Genomic DNA, 20160 nt, shown 5'->3' with positions numbered 1-20160 from the left:
ACTCCTTAAATGAAGGATTGTGCAATGGAGTTTGGTCAACACAGAAAGGGTGACAATGGATGCGTGATGTTGAACGGGGTCCCCGTCCTCTCTTAACGAAACGCGAGCGAGAAGTGTTTGAATTGCTCGTTCAGGATTATACGACAAAAAAGATTGCGGATCAGCTCTACATCAGTGAAAAAACGGTACGCAATCATATCTCGAACACGATTCAAAAATTAGGGGTCAGCAGTCGTTCACAGGCAGTCATTGAGCTTATTCGTATGGGTGAGCTGAATATATAGCCTCGTACATGCAGGGTATGATACGCAGTGGACGTGCTTTTCATTTTTTCAGTTGCACGCACCATCAGGATGTGCTAAGATACGACATGTAATTAAAAGCTTTTCAAAATTAATCACATCCGGCGTGTGACTGACCCGATCAGGCATGAGGAGCTAGCAGACGGACTTGGTGTAAACGAAGTGGCGTAGTGCATGCTCTTCATGCCTTTTTTACGTTCGGTGTTCTGCGGTTAGATCGCATCGGAAACGGGAAAAGTGAATAGAAAGCCGGGTAGTATTCGAATTAAGATGCAAAAGGAGAATGATTTATGCAGGAAAAAACATTTACCATTACTAGTGAAACAGGAATTCATGCACGCCCAGCGACACAGCTCGTGAATAAAGCGGGACAATTTGCAAGCGATGTAAACCTAGAGTATAACGGAAAATCAGTCAACTTAAAGTCGATCATGGGTGTTATGTCTCTCGGCGTTGGACAAGGGGCGGAAGTGACAATTAAAGTTGACGGCAGTGATGAAGAAGAAGCGATGCAGGCAATCGAGGAAGTAGTGAAAGAAGGTTTAGGCGAATAATGACAACAACAATCGAAGGCATTGCAGCTTCGCGCGGTTACGCGATCGCTGAAGCTTTTATTCTTGAAGCGCCGGATACATCGTTTCATAAAACAAAGGTTGAAGATCCGGAAGCAGAAAAAAGCCGCTTTCAAAAAGCCGTAACTTCTGCAAAACAAGAGCTTGAAGCGATCAAAGCGAAAACATTAAAAGAGCAGGGAGAAGAAAACGCTGAAATCTTTTCCGCCCACCTGCTCGTCCTTGAAGACCCGGAGCTGCTTGATGCAGTTTATGCAAAAGTAACTGAAGAAACGATGAATGCTGAAGCAGCTTTAACAGAGGTTTCTGATATGTATGTCACAATGTTTGAAGGCATGGATAATGAGTACATGAAAGAACGCGCTTCTGACATTCGCGATGTTTCAACGCGCGTTTTGCATCACTTGCTTGGCGTAACGCATACGTCGCTTCAAGATATTGCGACAGAAACGATTGTTTTCGCTGAAGATTTAACACCTTCTGACACAGCCCAGCTTAACCGTGACTATACGCTCGGCTTTGTTACAAACATTGGTGGAAGAACTTCTCACTCTGCGATTATGGCCCGCTCTTTAGAGCTTCCGGCTGTTGTTGGAACAAAAGAGGCGACCACCCGCGTTCAACATGGGGATCAAGTCATTGTAGATGGGTTTGAAGGGATTGTCATCATCAATCCTGATGAAAATCAACTGCGGGAATACGAGAAAAAACAAAAAGCTTTTGAAGCTCAGAAAGCGGAGTGGGAGAAGCTTGTAAACGAATCTTCTGTGACTGCAGACGGGAAACATGTAGAGCTCGCTGCAAACATCGGTACTCCTGAAGATATGACAGGCGTACAAAGTCATGGTGCAGAAGGGATCGGGTTATACCGTACAGAGTTTTTATACATGGGCCGTAATGAACTGCCGGATGAAGAAGAGCAGTTTAACGCTTACCGCTCAGTTGTCGAACCAATGAATGGTAAACCTGTTGTTATCCGGACACTTGATATTGGTGGTGACAAAGAACTGCCTTATCTTGATCTTCCTGAAGAAATGAATCCATTTCTCGGGTACCGGGCAATCCGTCTTTGCTTAGAAGAAACAGATATGTTCCGTGTACAGCTGCGTGCACTACTTCGCGCAAGTGCATATGGTAACTTAAAGATCATGTTCCCGATGGTAGCAACCCTTGAAGAATTCAGAGAAGCTAAGGCACTGCTTGATGAAGAACGCCAAAAACTGAAAAGCGAAGGTACAGACGTTAGTGATGACATTGAGGTCGGGATCATGGTAGAGATTCCGGCAACAGCTGTCCATGCTGATATCTTTGCAAAAGAAGTTGATTTCTTCAGTATCGGTACAAATGACTTAATTCAATATACGCTGGCTGTTGACCGTATGAGTGAAAAAGTGTCGCACTTGTATCAACCTTATCACCCGGCAGTCCTGCGCTTAGTGCAACAAGTAATTACTGCAGCACATAATGAAGGAAAATGGGCCGGTATGTGCGGTGAAATGGCTGGTGAAGAGACAGCAATCCCGCTTCTACTCGGTTTAGGGCTTGATGAATTCAGCATGAGTGCAACTTCTGTACTGCCTGCCCGGAGCCTGATTCGCTCGCTTTCTGTTGAAAAAATGGAGCGTTTAGCTGCAGAAGCACTAAGAAAAAGTACAGCTGAAGAAGTGGCTGAACTTGTTCGCGAAAAGGTCACAAGTGACGAATGAACCGTTAGAACCGCTCTTCTGCAGGGCGGTTCTGTTTTGTGTCAGGAATATCCTGGGCGCGGCTTGCATTCCGTGCGAAAAACAGCGAAAATGAGAAGTGCAAGCATGTACCGCCGCTTCAACCCAAAAAGGGAAGATGGCGTGGGGAGGAAATGAAATGACTGAAAAGCCTCAAGTAGAAAATGTGGAAAAGTCGTTACGGCGCATTGCCTATATTGTGAAACAGCGCGGTCGCGAGATCCTAAATCAATTTCCGATTACACCACCGCAGTTTGTTGCGCTGCAGTGGCTGCATGATAAAGGTGATATGACCATTGGTGAACTTTCGAATAAAATGTATCTTGCCTGTAGTACCACGACAGATCTTGTTGACCGTATGGAGAAAAATGATCTTGTAGAACGGGTGAAAGATGAAGAGGACCGCCGTGTCGTCAGGATTCACCTTTTGAAAAAAGGCGAGACCATTATTCAGGAAGTCGTAAAAAAGCGGCAAGAATACTTAAGTGAGTTACTCGATAAGTTTTCAGAAGAAGAAGTTAACCGGCTAGAAGAAACGTTAGCTGCCTTACATGATGAAATGGAAGCAGACAAGGCACGCAAATAAAAATAAGCAAGTAAACGAGGGAGTACAGGTGGATCGACCAATCGGTGTGATTGATTCAGGCCTTGGCGGCTTAACTGTGGCAAAAGAAATCGCCCGGCAGCTGCCGAAGGAACAAATGGTGTATATCGGAGATACACAACGTTGTCCCTATGGGCCGCGCCCGAAAGAAGAAGTACGTAAGTATACATGGGAAATGATCAATGAACTACTTATATATGATATTAAAATGCTCGTGATTGCGTGTAACACAGCAACAGCTGTCGTCCTTGATGAAGTAAAAGAAAAGCTTAATATGCCAGTTGTTGGTGTCGTTCACCCTGGTGCTTTAGCGGCGATTAAATCGACAGAAACACACAAAATCGCTATCATTGGTACACAAGGGACGATTGCAAGCGGGGCATACGAAGATGCGCTTCGCACCATTCACCCGCAAGTGGAGGTTTCGAGCCTGGCCTGTCCTGAATTTGTACCGCTTGTGGAAAGCGGCGGCTTTCTTGAAGCTGGTGGTTACCGTACGGTTGAATCTACATTACAACCTCTGCGGCAGAAAGATTGCGACACCTTGATTCTTGGTTGTACGCATTATCCGCTTTTAACGAATTGGATTCAGCAAGCTGTCGGGCGTGAAATGAAACTGATTTCGTCAGGGGAAGAAACAGCTCGCGAAGTCAGCACACTTTTATATCACCAAAACCTTTTATATACAGAGGAACGCGAACCGGTTCATCACTTTTTTACGACCGGAGAAGCTGATTATTTTCAAGCAATGGCAAAGACGTGGCTTGATGTCCGCCTTTTTACGGTGACAATGGTATCTTTAAGTTCAACCGCATAGCTTGGATATGAAAATATGGTCTATTCCCTCCTTGGACACGTATATATGAACTATAATTCGTGCGAGGAGGGACAACATATGAAAAAACAACGATTCCGGACCGTTGTACCTGTAACGATGATGGCGACAGCGCTTGTCGTTGCCGGATGCAGTCAAGCAACCGATAACGCGGAAACGTTAGATGACATTGATTTCGGTGAAGAAGGTACAACCACATGGGAAGAGGGTGAACTTCCTGAAGACCTCGCCAGTGAAATCAATATCGAACCTTCCGATGACGATGCTGTCGAGGAAGAAGAAGGAGAAGAAGTTTATGTGGAACGAGAGCTTTATCTTTTAGATGATGAAGATATGGTTGTACCGCAAACGCTGTCGCTTCCAGTAGAAAAAGGGGTTCTGCAGCAGTCGCTTGAATATTTAGTGATGGATGGGCCGGTTACGTCAATGCTTCCGGACGGATTTCAGCCGGTCTTGCCACCGGGAACTGAAGTGTTGGGGGTAAACCTTGAGGAAGATGGAACTGCGGTAGCAGACTTTTCCGAAGAAGTGACCACTTATCCAGAAGATCGTGAAGAAGCTGTGCTGCAGGCGGTTACATGGACGTTAACCCAATACGAAGAAGTTGACCGCATTCAAATTTTAATTAATGGCCATGAACAAGAAGTTATGCCGGTTGCAGAAACGCCCGTAGGTGATGGCTGGACACGGGAGCACGGGATTAACCACGAAAGTGCCGGGGTTTTGGATATGCATGCTGCTGAATCACATACTTTGTATTTTGCCCGGGATCACCGTAATGGTACGTACTATGTACCGGTGACTAAGCGAATGTCTGAAAGCGAGGATGAATTTGCTGCCATCGTTTCAGGATTAGAAGAAGGTCCTTCTTCAAAAAGCCCGCTTTACTCGCCTTTAGCCGACGGTGTCACTGTAGCTGGCACACCGGAAATCGATGATCATACCGTATCGGTAAGTTTTGAAAGTGTATCTGATGAATTCAATGAAGCAGCTATGGATGCACTAGTGTTAACTTTAACGGAACTTGAAGATGTTGAAGACGTAAATATTGAGGTGGATGAAGAAGCAGTTACAAAAGAGGCACTTCAACATGTAAGTGAGCCCGTGTCGCGGCCGTCGTTTATTAATAAGACTGCTTTTTAAGGACAATCCTATCTGTGGCCGGGCTTAAATGTGTTTCTTCTAACTGCACTTCAAATTTTGACAAGCAGCCTGGCCGCAGGGTTATCGATCATTTACAAAGGCAAACACCTGTAACTGTTATCGTGGCACGTACTTAAGTACTGTTATAAAAAACGTACCCGGTACGATAGAGAGATCTTAAGAGCTGAGCACATCGTAGAAAACCGTTATTCTTTGCTCTCGAAGTATGAGTGTTAAGTGTTTGAGACAGTATTTACCCTTGTTCATTTACGACAACTTATTCTGTCTACACGCCGGCAAGGAAGTTGAGGCTTCCTTGTTTTTCTATTTTGTAAAATCGTAAATTGAAGGAGGAAATACGTTGCGAAAAGATGGACGACTTGAGCCGAATGAACTGCGAACGGTAACAATAGAGACAGATTATTTAAAACATCCAGAAGGCTCGGTGTTAATTACAGCTGGAGAAACAAAAGTCATTTGTACAGCGACAGTGGAGGAAAAGGTGCCCCCGTTTTTGCGCAATCAAGGTCGCGGCTGGGTCACTGCTGAATATTCAATGCTGCCGCGGGCGACGGCACAGCGTAACATCCGTGAAGCCGCAAAAGGAAAGTTGACCGGAAGAACAATGGAGATTCAGCGGTTAATCGGCCGGGCACTGCGTACTGTTGTTGACACTGAAAAGCTGGGTGAACGCACGATTTGGGTGGATTGTGATGTTATTCAAGCAGATGGTGGGACAAGAACGGCAAGTATTACAGGTGCATTTACTGCATTAGCGATGGCGCTTGCTCGCATGGTAGAACAGAACAAGCTTAACACCTTCCCTGTCGTTGAAGAACTTGCGGCTGTGTCTGCTGGTATTGACGGAGAAGGACAGACGCTCTTAGATTTATGTTATGAAGAAGATGCTGCAGCAGATGTTGATATGAATATTGTTATGACAGCTAGCGGCCGGTTAGTCGAGGTCCAGGGATCGGGCGAAGAAGCCACCTTCACCCGCGCACAGATGAATGAACTGCTTGATTTCGGGGAACAGGGTATTCAGCAATTAATTGAGGCACAGCGCCATGCACTAACAGAGATTCATCAAGACATTCCAGATTGGATGAAAGGAGTTTCGCCGGATGCGTCAAGTTTTAATTGCGACGAATAATGAAGGTAAGGCAGCAGAGTTTCGGGAAATGCTGCAAGACCGTGCGGAAGTGTTAACGTTAAAAGATGTTCCCGCGGCGCCGGAAGCAGAAGAGACCGGTGCCACGTTTCAAGAGAACGCAGCAATTAAAGCTGAAGCTGCTGCACAAGCCTTAAATATGCCTGTGATTGCTGATGACTCAGGACTTGAAGTTGATGCTTTAGATGGAGCGCCAGGCGTATATTCGGCCCGGTTTGCCGGCCCTCAAAAAGACGATCGCGCCAACAATGATTTGCTGCTTGAAAAACTTCAAGGGCTGCCACAAAAAGAGCGGACAGCTCGGTTTGTTTGTGTGCTTGCAGTTGCCCGGCCGGAAAAAGAAACTTTGACTGTAAAAGGAACAATTGAAGGCGTGATTGCTATGGAACCTCAAGGGACGAACGGCTTTGGTTATGATCCACTAATGTATCTGCCGGAACTTGGTTGCACGATGGCCGAGTTAAGTTCTGTAGAGAAGAATGCACAGAGCCATAGGCATGAAGCGTTGAAGCAGCTTTTACATGTGTGGAATGAAATTTTTCAAGAGGGTGAATAAAAATGGGAGAGAAACTTTTAGTAATGAGTGACAGTCACGGGGCTGTTGAAGAAGTTGCCAAAGTTTACAAACGGCATGAAGCCGAAGTCCAGGCAGTCATACATTGCGGTGATTCAGAACTCAAAGCATCTGCACCGGAGCTTGAAAACTTTTATGTCGTAAACGGGAACTGCGATCCGTCTGGAACATTTCCAGAAGAAATCACGGTGCAGGCAGGTGGTTTAAACGTTTTTGCTGCACACGGACACCTGCTCAACGTGAAAATGAGTCATCAGTCATTGCTTTATAAAGCTGAAGAAAGTGAAGCGAGTCTTGCTTGTTTTGGGCACTCGCATGTCCCTGAAGCTTACAAAGTCGGTAGTACTGTGCTGCTTAACCCTGGCAGTCTTCTATTTCCAAGACAGACGACAATACCATCTTATGCAATTGTAACGACCGGTGATGGACAAGTTGTTGAAGTTCGTTTTTACGAAACTAAAACTGGTAGTGAAATTGAAGATTGGCAGAAACATTTTTAACGAGCTTGTCAGCAGACGTCTCTAGCCTATAGAAGTTTGTTGCAAGACGGGTCGTGCACTTACAGAAAACGAGTTGACATTGCGGTTGAAATTCGCTATTATAATTTGTGTCGTCCGCTGCAAAAAGCAGTCGTACACCGCGGCCCAGTAGCTCAGTTGGATAGAGCAACGGCCTTCTAAGCCGTAGGTCGCAGGTTCGAATCCTGCCTGGGTCGCCAATAATAATCAATTTACAACCCCTCGCCGGTGGCGAGGGGTGTTTTATTATGTGTAGACGAGAAGGCTGACTTATATATCAGGTTCGAGCGGACAGCTCCCTCATTGTTCATGAAGCTCGAAGATCGACACGCACATAAACGAGGAAACTATAAAGTAATGCATGCAAATGATGGTAGTGGACAGGCAGAACCCTTGGTGTAGCAGTGAAAAATTTTTAATATTCTATATACCCTGTCAAAACAGATGTGTAAACGTATTCACTAATCGTCTTTGTGAGAAAATTGCACGTTTTTTTCGGAAAAGTGGTTGACCGTCTTGTTTATGAGGCGTATGATAATCCTTACAAACAAAATTGTTTTCAAGAGAGAAACAATTGCCTTCTGGAGAAGGACACAATTGTTGAGTTAAGATGAGATATAGTTGAGAAAAGCCTTGCTCTTACGAGGATTGGATTATGACTAGAGGTGATGAACGTGAGCGAACAATGGATCTTTTTGGACGGATCGTTTGTCCGAAAAGAGGATGCGAAGATCTCCGTCTACGACCACGGTTTCTTATATGGAGATGGCGTGTTTGAAGGCATCCGGGTATATAGTGGAAATGTGTATAAATTGTCGGAACATTTGGAACGACTGTACGATTCAGCGAAGTCAATCATGTTAGAAATTCCTTATAATCAACAAGAATTAACTGACATTATCGTGCAGGCGCTGCAGAAAAACGAATTGAATGATGCTTATATCCGTCTCGTTGTTTCGCGCGGTGTGGGTAATCTTGGTTTAGACCCGGCGTCATGCCCCGCCCCTCAAGTCATTGTGATTTGCGAAGAATTAGCGATTTATCCTGAAGAGCTGTACGAGAAAGGCCTGGAAATTGCGACAGTAGCTACACGGCGCAACCGGCCGGATGTACTTGATCCTAAAGTAAAGTCGCTCAACTACTTGAATAATATTCTAGTTAAGCTTGAAGCGAACATGGCCGGTGTTAGTGAAGCTTTAATGCTAAACGATGAAGGCTATGTGGCAGAAGGATCTGCGGATAATATATTCATTATAAAAAATGAAACGTTGTATACACCACCAGGCTATGTCGGTGCGCTTGAAGGAATTACACGTCAGGCGATTATCGAACTAGCTGAAGAGCTTAATTACGAGATTAAAGAAGTGCCTTTTACCCGGCACGATGTTTATACAGCAGATGAAGTATTTTTAACTGGTACTGCTGCGGAAGTGATCGCAGTTGTGAAAGTTGATGGTCGTGTCATTGGTGATGGTACTCCTGGAGAAGAAACTGGAAAGCTTCTTGAAGCATTCCGTGATAAAGTAGCCCGCGACGGCGTGCAGGTCTATGAAGGGTCCAGCGTCCGCGTAGGTTAGAGCAGAGCTAAGCATAGCTGAGTAGAGACAAAGAGCTTAAATCAAGTAACACTTTGATGAGGCCTAGTAGTTTTCCTTGAGGCAGCAGACAGAGAGCCGCGTAAGCTGAGAAGCGGTGCTGACCGGGAAAGTGAACTCACCTCTGAGTGCCGCAGTGAAACGCAGTAAGCAGAGTAGCTGCCGGCCGGGAGTGACGCTCCCGTTATCAAAACGAGCGCTCAAGCGATAGAGCGCTCTCGAGCCGGTGTTTGTGAAAATACCGGAAAGAAGGGTGGTACCGCGGATCTTTCCGTCCCTTCGGCTGTCACAGCCGATGTAGGATGGAGAGATTTTTTTATGGAAAAAAGGCATTGTAAACATCCGGTTGATCATGCTTGAAGGAGGAGAAAAGTCATGAGTGCGAAAACGGAAATACAGTACGCACAACAAACTGCAGCGAATGAAGAAATGAAAGGTTCCTCAATGCTGATCCGTGCCTTGGCAGAAGAAAATGTTGACGTAATTTTCGGGTATCCCGGAGGCGCAATCCTGCCAACGTACGATGAAATTTATAAAACAGGAATCCGGCATATTTTGTCCCGGCACGAGCAGGGCGCTATCCACGCAGCTGAAGGTTATGCCCGCGTCGCCGGAAAACCGGGGGTTTGTGTTGTAACATCCGGGCCGGGAGCGACCAATGTTGTTACCGGCATTGCCGATGCAATGATCGACTCGCTGCCGCTTGTTGTTATTTCCGGACAGGTTGCAACATCAGTGATTGGAACAGATGCATTTCAAGAAGCCGACATGGTCGGAATTACAATGCCGGTAACGAAGCATAACTATCAAGTCCGTTCTGTTGAGGATTTGCCGCGCGTCATTAAAGAAGCTTTTCACATTGCTACAACGGGGCGTCCAGGGCCGGTATTAATTGACCTGCCGAAGGATGTTTCGGTAGCAACCGGAATCTTCAATTATGAAAATGAACTTGATCTGCCAGGTTATCATCCTACTGTTCATCCAAACCGCCTGCAGATCAAAAAATTGCAAGATGCAGTAACGAAAGCAGAGAAACCGGTCATTTTAGCTGGAGCAGGTGTACTGCACGCACAAGGAGCGGAAGAACTTACAACTTTTGCCGAAACACAAGGCATACCGGTAGCGTCTACTTTGCTCGGGTTGGGGGCTTTCCCAGGTGAGCATGAACAGTTCCTGGGCATGGCAGGTATGCATGGAACGTACGCAGCGAACATGGCCTTGCATGAAGCTGATCTTTTAATTAGTGTAGGCGCTCGTTTTGATGACCGGGTTACCGGAAACCTTGAACATTTTGCGCCAACTGCAACGATCGCTCACATCGATGTGGATCCGGCTGAGATCGGTAAAAATATTGAAACGCACATTCCTGTTGTAGGTGATGCCCGCGAAGCATTAAAGAGCCTTGTGGAAATGGATGGGGAACGTGGTGATTTCACAGCTTGGAAAAACACACTGCATGAATGGAAAACGAAATACCCGCTTTGGTATAACGAAGACGATGAAACGATTAAGCCGCAGCGTTTAATGGAAGAAGTCTATGAAGCAACCAACGGTGAAGCCATCGTTACAACAGATGTTGGTCAGCACCAGATGTGGGCAGCACAGTATTATCACTTTAATAAGCCAAACCGGTGGGTGACCTCCGGCGGCCTCGGAACGATGGGTTTTGGTTTCCCATCCGCCATTGGAGCTCAGTTTGCTGAGCCGGATACGCCGGTTGTAGCGGTTCTTGGCGATGCCGGCTTTCAAATGACCGCACAAGAGCTCTCGATTCTGCAAGAGTTGAACCTGCCGGTAAAAATCATCCTGGTAAATAATGCTTCACTTGGTATGGTACGGCAGTGGCAGCAACTGTTTTATGAAGAGCGCTATTCCAACTCGCTCTTTCCGATCCAGCCGGATTTCGTAAAGATGGCCGAAGCTTATAACATTAAAGGCAGCCGTATTGATAACCTTGAAGAAGTGCGCGGGGCGCTTGATGAAGCACTCGCCCACGACGGTCCGGCGCTGATCGATTTCCGTGTAACACCGGATGAAAATGTGTATCCAATGATTGCGCCAGGCAAAGGACATCATGAAATGGAAGGTGTGACTCCATGAAGCGAACCATTACCGCTACGGTAAACAATAACTCCGGGGTCATGAACCGGATCACCGGTTTGTTTGCCCGTCGTCAGTTCAACATTGAAAGTATTACTGTGGGCATGACGGAAAACCCGGATGTGTCGCGGATGACATTTGTCGTTAATGTTGATAATTACCGGAGCCTTGATCAAGTCATTAAGCAGTTGAACAAACAAGTGGATGTGCTGAAAGTACGCGACATCACAGACGAATCCACAGTTGAGCGCGAGCTTGCTTTAATTAAAGTAGTGGCTGCGCCGCAGCACCGCAGTGAAATTGAAGCGGTAGCAAGTCCGTTTCGCGCCTCCATTATTGATGTCGGGCGCGAAAGCGTCACATTGCAGGTAACAGGTGATCAAGAAAAAGTTGAGGCTTTGATTGATCTTATGAAACCTTATGGGATTAAAGAGCTTGCGCGTACCGGTGTTACAGCCTTTAAGCGCAGCTCAAAGAAAACGACGATCGACAACCCGCGCTATTCAATTATTAACTAAGCGTAAGGAACTTGTCGTCGCTATAAAATTCAAATGATATTAAATTAAGGGAGAGATGTACAAATGGCAACAGCATATTATAACAATGACGTGAATGAAGCAATTCTACAAAACAAAACAATCGCAGTGGTAGGTTACGGCTCCCAAGGTCACGCCCACGCACAAAATCTGCGTGACAGCGGCTCTAATGTGATTATCGGTTTGCGCCCAGGTAAGTCCTGGAACAAAGCAGAAGAAGACGGCTTCAATGTTTATACAGTACAGGAAGCAACGAAGCATGCAGATGTGATTATGATTCTTCTTCCGGATGAGCTGCAGCCAGTTGTTTATGAAAATGAAATCAAGCCTGAACTGACAAGCGGAAAAGCACTAGCTTTTGCTCACGGCTTTAACATTCACTTCAGCCAAATCCAGCCGCCGTCGGATATCGATGTATTCATGGCTGCACCGAAAGGACCTGGTCATATCGTGCGTCGCACGTATGAAGACGGTTCTGGTGTACCTGGTTTATTTGCTGTATACCAAGATGCAAGCGGCACAGCACGTGAAGTAGCCCTTGCGTACTCCAAGCAGAACGGTGCCGGCCGTGCAGGCATCATCGAAACGTCCTTCCAGGAAGAAACTGAAACGGACTTATTCGGTGAGCAGGCAGTGCTCTGCGGCGGTACTTCTGCACTTGTTAAAGCAGGGTTTGAAACTTTAGTTGAAGCAGGATATCAGCCGGAAGTTGCGTACTTTGAGTGCCTCCACGAGCTGAAGCTGATTGTTGACTTAATGTATGAAGGCGGCCTTGAAGGCATGCGCCACTCCATCTCTGATACAGCACAGTGGGGCGATTTCCAAGCAGGACCACGTGTGATCACAGAAGACACGAAAGATTCTATGCGTGACATTCTTGAAGATATCCAGAGTGGTCGTTTTGCGAAGAGCTGGATCATTGAAAACCAAGCGAACCGTCCAGAGTTTAACGCGACCAACGCCCGTGAAAGCGAACATCAAATCGAGCAAGTCGGCCGCGAATTGCGTGAAATGATGCCGTTTGCGAAAAATAAAGGAGGAGTAGAGCGTGCGAAAAATTAACGTCTTTGACACGACGCTTCGAGATGGAGAGCAGTCTCCGGGAGTATCATTAAACTTTGAAGAAAAAGTTGAGATCGGTAAGCAGCTCGAACGCCTCGGTACAGATATTATCGAGGCAGGATTCCCTGCTTCATCCAAAGGGGATTTTGAAGCTGTGAAACGGATTTCCGACCTCGTCAGCGACAGTTCGGTGACGGGGCTTTCCCGCTCTTTACAAAAAGATATCGATGTGTCGTGGGAAGCGTTAAAAAACGGTGCTGAACCGAGGCTGCACGTATTCTTGGCGACGTCGCCTGTGCATATGAAGTATAAACTTGGTATGACACCGGATCAGGTCGTAGAAAACGCAGTAGAATCTGTAAAATACGCCCGCCAGCGTTTCCCGAAAGTGCAGTTTTCAGCAGAAGATGCATGCCGCTCCGATTGGGATTTTCTCGTTCGTATTACTGAACAGGTCATTGATGCTGGTGCAGAAGTAATTAACCTGCCGGATACGGTTGGTTATATCACCCCAGCAGAGATTCAAGAAATGTTTACGTATATGAAAGAAAATGTACGCAACATTGAAAAAGCAAATTTATCTGCGCACTGCCACGATGATTTAGGTATGGCAGTTGCTAACTCGCTTGCGGCTGTTGAAGGCGGTGCGGATCAAGTTGAATGTGCAATTAATGGGATTGGAGAGCGTGCAGGAAATGCTTCGCTTGAAGAGATTGCAGTCGCCCTGCACATCCGTGGTGACTACTACAAAGCAAAGACAGACTTGACGTTAAATGAAGTCAAACGCACGAGTGCCCTTGTCAGCCGTGTTACGGGGATGCAGGTACCGAACAATAAAGCTGTTGTCGGTGATAACGCTTTTGCTCACGAATCTGGTATCCACCAGGACGGTATGTTGAAGGAAAAGTCCACCTACGAAATTATCACACCTGAACTTGTTGGTGTATCATCCAACCGGATGGTGCTCGGTAAACATTCCGGCCGTCACGCTTTCGTAGAAAAGTTGAAGGAACTTGGTTATCACAACACGACCGAAGAAGAAGTAAAGCGTGTGTTTACAGCGTTTAAAGCCCTTGCAGATAAGAAAAAAGAAGTGAGCGATGAAGATATTTTTGCGCTTATGACTGAAGAGAAGCTTGATTCAAGCACAGCCCATTATGAGTTGCAGTCTCTGCAGGTAAACTACGGCACACACAATATCCCGACAGCTGCATTAACAGTCGCAGCGCCTGATGGAGAAGTTGTAGAAGAAGCTGCAACCGGCTCCGGCAGTGTAGAAGCTGTTTATAATACCATTGAGCGGATCGTTGGAGATGCGATCACTTTAAAAGATTATCGGATTCAATCGATCACCGGTGGAGAAGATGCACTTGCTGAAGTTTTTGTTACCGTGCGCTTAAATGATGAAGAAGCACCAGGACGTGGTACAGCCCACGATGTTCTTGAAGCTTCAGCTAAAGCTTACATTCACGCGGTTAACCGCATCTTAAGCCGCCGCGCTGAAGGAATGGAAACAGCGGAAACTTTAGAAGTCTAACGTGTAAATGATGGAGGTAGCGACATGACAAAGCAGATTACAGTACTTCCGGGTGACGGGATCGGCCCGGAAGTGGTTCAGGCAGCAGAAAAAGTGCTCCGCGCAGTTGGGGAAACATTTAATCATGAATTCACATTTCAATATGCACCGATTGGCGGAGAAGCAATCCGTAAGCATGAAAATCCGCTTCCGGAAGCTACTGTAGAAGCATGTAAAACAGCAGACGGTGTTCTCCTTGGTGCTGTCGGTCATCCAGATTTTGACCACCTTCCAGGAAGTGAGCGCCCAGAAGCCGGGCTTCTCGGCATCCGTAAAGCGCTCGGCTTGTTTGCAAACCTCCGCCCGGTAAGCGGCCATGAAAGTTTAAATGACGCATCGACTTTAAAACGCGAAGTGATTGATGGTGTCGACTTAATGATTGTTCGTGAACTGACAGGTGGATTGTATTTCGGTGAACCGAAAGAGCGCCGCGAAGCAGGTGGTGAAGAGGAAGCTGTTGATACATTGAGCTACCGTCGTTCTGAAATTGAGCGCATTGCCCGTCAGGCATTTGAACTTGCAAAAGTACGCCGCAGTCATGTGACTTCTGTTGATAAATCCAACGTGTTGGAAACGAGCCGCCTTTGGCAGGAAGTTGTAGAAGAAGTCGCAAAAGAATTTCCGGATGTCACCCTCGAACACATGCTTGTGGATAACGCAGCGATGCAGCTGATCCGCGATCCAAAGCAGTTTGATGTAATGGTAACAGAAAATACGTTCGGTGATATTTTGAGCGATGAAGCTTCGATGCTTACAGGTTCACTAGGGATGCTGCCATCAGCAAGTATCGGCAGTGACGGCCCGGGGCTTTACGAACCTGTACACGGTACTGCCCCTGATATTGCCGGGCAGTCAAAAGCCAATCCGCTTGCAACGATCGCTTCTGCCGGCATGATGCTGAAGTATTCCTTCGGTATGATTGATGAAGCGCAAGCGGTTGAAAACGCTGTGCAAGCTGTATTGACTGAAGGTTTACGCACTGGTGATATTGCTGGTGAAGGTGAAGCAGTTGCAACAACTGAAGAGATGACAGAAGCTGTTGTCCGTCACGTAAAAAGCAGCTGACGCGACGAAGCAGAGAAAAACAATAATGGAGGGGAATCAGGATGGCACCGAAGACGATCGTCGAAAAGATCTGGGACCGCCATGCAGTTCTTGAAGAAGAAGGTAAACCGGACTTATTATATATCGATTTACACATGGTGCATGAAGTAACGTCACCACAAGCATTTGAAGGGCTGCGCTTAAGCGGGCGTAACGTTCGCCGTCCGGACCGTACGTTTGCCACAATGGACCACAACGTACCAACACAGGACCGGACGAGTATCAGTGACATGATTGCAAAAAAACAAATGGAAACATTGTCTGCCAACTGTGAAGAATTCGGAATTGAAGTTGCAGATATCGACAGCCCGAATAACGGTATTGTTCACGTTATCGGCCCCGAACTCGGTTTAACCCAGCCGGGTAAAACCATTGTCTGTGGTGACAGTCATACATCTACACATGGTGCGTTTGGTGCGCTTGCCTTTGGTATCGGTACAAGTGAGGTAGAGCATGTTCTTGCGACCCAAAGCTTATGGCAGTCTCGTCCACAAACAATGGAAGTCCGTGTTGAGGGCCGACTGCAGGACGGCATTACAGCTAAAGATATTATCTTAGCGATTATTTCCAAGTTTGGGGTTGATTTTGGCACAGGACACGTCATTGAGTATACAGGTGAAGCCATCCGCGGCTTAACGATGGAAGAGCGGATGACAATCTGTAATATGTCAATTGAAGCTGGTGCTCGTGCTGGGTTGATCAGCCCTGATCAAGTAACTGTCGATTACTTGAAAGGCCGCCGTTTTGTAGAAGAAGGCGGAGATTTTGAAGCGCAGGCTGAACAATGGCTTTCATATGCGACCGATGAAGGTGCTGAATATGATGCAGCTTACGTCATTGATGCCCAGGAAATTGAGCCGATGGTCACATGGGGGACAAATCCTGCACAAGGTGTAAGCGTCCATGAGACGGTACCAGCACCTGAAGACGGGAATACGCCTGCAGAAGCCAAGGCGATTAAGCAGTCTTTAGAGTATATGGATTTAACACCTGGCACCAAAATGACCGATATCGAAATCGAGCATGTTTTCATTGGTTCCTGCACCAATTCCCGTATCAGTGACTTGCGTGAAGCAGCCGCTGTTGCAAACGGGCGGACGGTAGCAACGGGTGTGCGCGCGATGGTTGTTCCTGGTTCACAAGAGATTAAGCGCCGCGCAGAAAAAGAAGGTTTAGATGAAGTATTTAAAAACGCCGGCTTTGAATGGCGTGAATCCGGCTGTAGTATGTGCTTAAGTATGAACCCGGACTTTGTCCCTGAAGGGGAGCGTTGTGCCTCCACGTCAAACCGGAACTTTGAAGGCCGTCAAGGTAAAGGCGCCCGCACACACCTTGTCAGCCCGGCGATGGCAGCAGCTGCTGCTGTCACAGGCTCGTTTGTTGATGTGCGCGATCTGGATAAAGCAACAGTTTAATCACGATAACAATTTTAAGTGAAACGGGAGGGAGCAACGTGGAACCTATTGTTGTCCACAAAGGGAATGTAGGTGTCTTGAATCGTGTAAACGTAGATACCGACCAGATCATTCCAAAACAGTTTCTAAAGCGTGTGGAACGCACCGGTTTTGGCCAGTTTTTATTTTATGATTGGCGCTTTAACGCTGATGGCTCTGACAATGAAGACTTTGAGTTGAATCAACCCTCAGCCGAAGGTGCGACCATCTTACTTGCTGATCATAACTTCGGGTGCGGGTCATCGCGTGAACATGCACCGTGGGCCCTTGATGATTACGGATTTAAAGTCATTATCGCACCGAGTTTTGCAGATATCTTCTACAATAACTGCTTCAAGAATGGCATTTTACCGATCCGTTTACCAGAAGATGAAGTATATCAGTTAATGGAAAATGGCAAAGATGAAGTTTATGAACTAACTGTTGATTTGGAGAATCAGAAAATCTCTGATGATCACGGTTTTGAAACAACATTTGAGATTAACGATTACTTGCGTAATATGCTATTGAAAGGTCTCGATGAGATCGGGATTACGTTAGAATATGAAGCACACATCGATGCGTATGAAAAGCAGGTAAATGCGTAATTCATCATTACCGCTGCAGGGTGCCTTACGTGGTGCCCTGCTTTTTTACGATTTTTGAAAAAAACATGGTGTCACTTAAGGCTTCGTGATATCCTCATGAAGGTGCTTCGACCTTACATAAGCATTCCAAAGTCAACATTAGAAAAGAAGCAGGTGATGTGAATGTCAGCAGATATGATCGGGATGGCGATCGTTGTATTAAGTTTAATTTTAGTTTTTGGTAAGTGGGTACGGCTCCAGTCTTCTACACTGCAGAAGCTGTTTTTGCCGAGTTCATTAATTGGCGGGTTTATTGCGCTTTTACTCGGACCTGAAGTTTTAGGACGAATGATTACTGCCGTGACAGGGAATGAAATGTTCAACTACGGTTTTTTTACAGAGGACATGTATGAGGTATGGGCTTCTTTACCAGGTTTGTTAATCAATGTTGTGTTTGCGTGCTTATTTATTGGTTTTATACTGCCGAAACCAAAAGAAATTTGGAAAACAGGCGGTCCGCAAATTGCACTCGGTTACACGCTCTCGTGGGGCCAGTATGTAGTCGGGATTTTACTTGCTTTACTCGTTTTAAGTCCGCTGTACGGTCTGCCGCCGGCAGCTGGTGCTTTAATCGAAATTGGTTTTGTTGGCGGGCACGGGACAGCAGCTGGTCTTGAAGGAACTTTTGAACAGATTGGTTTTCCGGAAGGCTATGATTTAGCCGTAGGTTTAGCAACAGTGGGGGTGCTCTCCGGTGTTATTACTGGGGTAATTTTAATTAACTGGGCAACGCGCCGGGGAAAAACACAAGTGCTTGGTCATCCAGGTGAAGTTTCGCTTGAAAAGCAAGTAGGTGTTGTCGAACACCATAAGCGTGAATCAGCAGGCCAGCTTACAACCTCCCCAATGTCCATTGAGCCTTTATCGCTTCATGTTGCTTATGTGGGCATTGCGATTTTCACAGGTTGGCTCATGCTCACCGGGCTGCAGCAACTTGAGCAGGTAACTTGGGGAGCATGGACAGATGTTGAACTTATGGCTTATATGCCGCTTTTCCCATTTGCCATGATCGGCGGTATTTTCTTACAGCTATTTTTAACAGCTTTTGATAAATACGACACTGTAGACCGTGGAATGGTTTTAAGAATTCAAGGCCTTGCACTTGACCTTCTTATTGTCAGTGCACTTGCAACCCTCGCCTTATCTGTGCTTGGCACATATTTTGTACCATTTATCATCTTAAGTGCAGCGGGGATCATGTGGAATGTAATTGCGTTTATTTACCTCGCACCACGGATGATCCCAAACTATTGGTTTGAACGGGGAATGGGTGATCTTGGACAGTCCATGGGTGTAGCTGCAACAGGCTTATTATTAATGCGAGTTGCTGACCCTGATAATAAAACACCGGCGATGAATGCCTTCGGTTATAAACAAATTTTATTTGAACCGGTAGTCGGCGGCGGACTGTTTACCGCAGCCTCAATTCCGTTCATTATTCAATTTGGCCCAATTCCGGTGTTAATCGGTGTTACAATTTTAATGGCTGGTTTTTGGATTTTAGGTGTTGTTGCTTTTGGTCCGAACAAAACGAAGTGATAACAATTGAGCGCTCTGTACGAGAAGGATGCTGCTAAAGGAGGCGCCGATCAATGAAAGATAACGAGCGTCAACAGAACATTGTCCACTTTCCAGGTTCACTCGAGCGGCTTGTAGAGCAAGGGATGGAGCATTTTCGAAGCCGCGAGCTTTCAGAAGCAATTGAAAAGTTTAAGCAGGCTTTAGCATGGGACGAAACAAACGAGCAGGCTTCAGTTGGTCTTTTGTTAACGTATACAGAGAGCGGTCATGTTGAGGAAGGTATCGCTTTGGCTCTTAAGATGCTTCAGCAGGACCGGGCCGATTATTTTGAAGTGATGCAGCTCTATATTACATTATTAATGCAGCAAGGTTCCTATGAAGAAGTTGTGAGCACTTTGCAGGCTGTACAGCAGGAAACGCAGTACCCTGCTGATATGGCAGAGTACTTTTTTGAGATGATGGAATTAGCTAACCGAATGATGGGTGAAGATTTCAATCAAAATTTAACGGAAGGTTCGTCTGAAGATGAAATGCTCGATCCAGATGACGCAGTCCTCCCGGAAGAAACACTGTTACAGCTTGAACAAGGAGAAGCTCCGCAGCAGTGGCAGGCTTTATCAATATTGAAAAAATATCCATCCTTAGAAGTGAAAGCACGGCTTGGGCATTTGCTCGTTCAAGATGAATTGTCACCGGTCATTAAAACATTCATTTTGTTTCTGCTTCGAGACTGGGAAGTTAATGAAGAGGTTGAAGTGATAAAAGCCGAGGGAACAACGAAACTCGTACCTGCAAACATCGGCCGGTTAGAGAATGCACCTTGGGCTGAGCCGGTCTTTACTGCTTTACAAAACCATTTGGAAGCAGACAATATTACACTTTATGAGGCAGCATCTCAAATTTGGTATCAAGCATTACTAAAAGCTTTTCCGTTTCCCCCTGCAGAAGCAGAAGATGATGAATGGCTTGCTGCCCTTCATTACGAGGCGTTAACATACTACGGAGATCTTCCATGTTTTGAAGATTTAACTAGAAAGTACGATGTAGACCAAATTCGTGTAAAGGATCTGCTTCGTGTCATTCACCAATTAAATGAAGAAACAGGTTTTCCATTGTAAATTCGTTTATAAGAAACCTTTGCTG

Annotated in this window: 19 protein-coding genes, 1 tRNA gene and 1 other annotated feature; all 20 genes read left to right on the top strand. The window is 46.1% G+C overall.

Translation table 11 applies throughout. From position 1 onward, the window contains the following. Positions 1 to 59 precede the first annotated feature (59 nt). The 20 genes from B0H94_RS10025 to B0H94_RS09930 all read left to right on the top strand — a co-directional run bounded on the left by B0H94_RS10025 (position 60) and on the right by B0H94_RS09930 (position 20135). Positions 60 to 284, top strand: coding sequence for a helix-turn-helix domain-containing protein (locus B0H94_RS10025; RefSeq protein WP_106589128.1), 225 nt, complete (start codon positions 60 to 62; stop codon positions 282 to 284). A gap of 308 nt (positions 285 to 592) precedes the next feature. Further along, positions 593 to 856, top strand: a complete 264-nt coding sequence (locus B0H94_RS10020; protein WP_106589127.1) for a phosphocarrier protein HPr — start codon at positions 593 to 595, stop codon at positions 854 to 856. Beyond that, positions 856 to 2580, top strand: a complete 1725-nt coding sequence (ptsP, locus tag B0H94_RS10015) for a phosphoenolpyruvate--protein phosphotransferase (RefSeq protein ID WP_106589126.1) — start codon at positions 856 to 858, stop codon at positions 2578 to 2580. The genes B0H94_RS10020 and ptsP overlap by 1 nt, the downstream gene beginning before the upstream one ends. Positions 2581 to 2737: 157 nt before the next feature. Continuing rightward, the gene (locus B0H94_RS10010; protein ID WP_106589125.1) at positions 2738 to 3184 is read left to right on the top strand and encodes a MarR family winged helix-turn-helix transcriptional regulator; all 447 of its coding nucleotides are present in this window, start codon (positions 2738 to 2740) and stop codon (positions 3182 to 3184) included. A gap of 28 nt (positions 3185 to 3212) precedes the next feature. Next, positions 3213 to 4019 (top strand): glutamate racemase, encoded by an 807-nt coding sequence (gene racE / locus B0H94_RS10005; RefSeq protein WP_106589124.1) that lies wholly within the window; start codon positions 3213 to 3215, stop codon positions 4017 to 4019. A 78-nt stretch (positions 4020 to 4097) separates the two neighbouring features. Then, positions 4098 to 5180, top strand: coding sequence for a GerMN domain-containing protein (locus tag B0H94_RS10000; RefSeq protein WP_181315349.1), 1083 nt, complete (start codon positions 4098 to 4100; stop codon positions 5178 to 5180). Between the two features lie 361 nt (positions 5181 to 5541). Beyond that, on the top strand, positions 5542 to 6333 hold the full coding sequence (gene rph, locus B0H94_RS09995) for a ribonuclease PH (protein ID WP_106589122.1): 792 nt from the start codon (positions 5542 to 5544) through the stop codon (positions 6331 to 6333). Next, complete coding sequence (locus B0H94_RS09990; RefSeq protein WP_106589121.1) at positions 6305 to 6907, top strand: XTP/dITP diphosphatase; 603 nt, start codon at positions 6305 to 6307, stop codon at positions 6905 to 6907. The genes rph and B0H94_RS09990 overlap by 29 nt, the downstream gene beginning before the upstream one ends. Positions 6908 to 6909: 2 nt before the next feature. After that, on the top strand, positions 6910 to 7425 hold the full coding sequence (locus B0H94_RS09985) for a metallophosphoesterase (protein ID WP_106589120.1): 516 nt from the start codon (positions 6910 to 6912) through the stop codon (positions 7423 to 7425). A 141-nt stretch (positions 7426 to 7566) separates the two neighbouring features. Beyond that, positions 7567 to 7643: transfer RNA gene (locus B0H94_RS09980), tRNA-Arg, on the top strand. A 474-nt stretch (positions 7644 to 8117) separates the two neighbouring features. After that, a complete protein-coding gene (gene ilvE / locus B0H94_RS09975) occupies positions 8118 to 9020 on the top strand; it encodes a branched-chain-amino-acid transaminase (RefSeq protein WP_106589119.1) in 903 nt (300 codons plus the stop codon). 44 nt (positions 9021 to 9064) lie between these two features. Beyond that, positions 9065 to 9320 (top strand) — a binding site (T-box leader). 93 nt (positions 9321 to 9413) lie between these two features. Next, a complete protein-coding gene (gene ilvB, locus B0H94_RS09970) occupies positions 9414 to 11138 on the top strand; it encodes an acetolactate synthase large subunit (protein WP_106589118.1) in 1725 nt (574 codons plus the stop codon). Further along, positions 11135 to 11656, top strand: coding sequence for an acetolactate synthase small subunit (gene ilvN, locus B0H94_RS09965; protein ID WP_106589117.1), 522 nt, complete (start codon positions 11135 to 11137; stop codon positions 11654 to 11656). Before ilvB ends, ilvN begins: the two co-directional genes overlap by 4 nt. A 63-nt stretch (positions 11657 to 11719) precedes the next feature. Beyond that, complete coding sequence (gene ilvC / locus B0H94_RS09960) at positions 11720 to 12736, top strand: ketol-acid reductoisomerase (RefSeq protein WP_106589116.1); 1017 nt, start codon at positions 11720 to 11722, stop codon at positions 12734 to 12736. Further along, positions 12723 to 14273 carry a 2-isopropylmalate synthase gene (locus tag B0H94_RS09955; RefSeq protein ID WP_106589115.1) on the top strand — a complete coding sequence of 517 codons (1551 nt, stop codon included), beginning with the start codon at positions 12723 to 12725 and terminating at the stop codon, positions 14271 to 14273. Before ilvC ends, B0H94_RS09955 begins: the two co-directional genes overlap by 14 nt. Positions 14274 to 14297: 24 nt before the next feature. After that, complete coding sequence (gene leuB, locus B0H94_RS09950) at positions 14298 to 15377, top strand: 3-isopropylmalate dehydrogenase (protein WP_106589114.1); 1080 nt, start codon at positions 14298 to 14300, stop codon at positions 15375 to 15377. Positions 15378 to 15418: 41 nt separating this feature from the next. Continuing rightward, positions 15419 to 16831, top strand: coding sequence for a 3-isopropylmalate dehydratase large subunit (gene leuC, locus B0H94_RS09945; protein WP_106589113.1), 1413 nt, complete (start codon positions 15419 to 15421; stop codon positions 16829 to 16831). A 38-nt stretch (positions 16832 to 16869) separates the two neighbouring features. After that, positions 16870 to 17457 (top strand): 3-isopropylmalate dehydratase small subunit, encoded by a 588-nt coding sequence (gene leuD / locus B0H94_RS09940; RefSeq protein WP_106589112.1) that lies wholly within the window; start codon positions 16870 to 16872, stop codon positions 17455 to 17457. A 162-nt stretch (positions 17458 to 17619) separates the two neighbouring features. Beyond that, entirely contained in the window at positions 17620 to 19035 is a 1416-nt protein-coding gene (locus B0H94_RS09935) for a sodium/glutamate symporter (RefSeq protein WP_106589111.1), read from the top strand. A gap of 53 nt (positions 19036 to 19088) precedes the next feature. Further along, a complete protein-coding gene (locus B0H94_RS09930; RefSeq protein ID WP_106589110.1) occupies positions 19089 to 20135 on the top strand; it encodes a tetratricopeptide repeat protein in 1047 nt (348 codons plus the stop codon). Positions 20136 to 20160 lie beyond the last annotated feature (25 nt).

The sequence above is a fragment of the Salsuginibacillus halophilus genome, from assembly GCF_003014715.1.
GTDB lineage: Bacteria > Bacillota > Bacilli > Bacillales > Marinococcaceae > Salsuginibacillus > Salsuginibacillus halophilus.
Note: the sequence above shows the minus strand (reverse complement) of the source record. Positions and strands in the feature narration are given on the sequence as shown.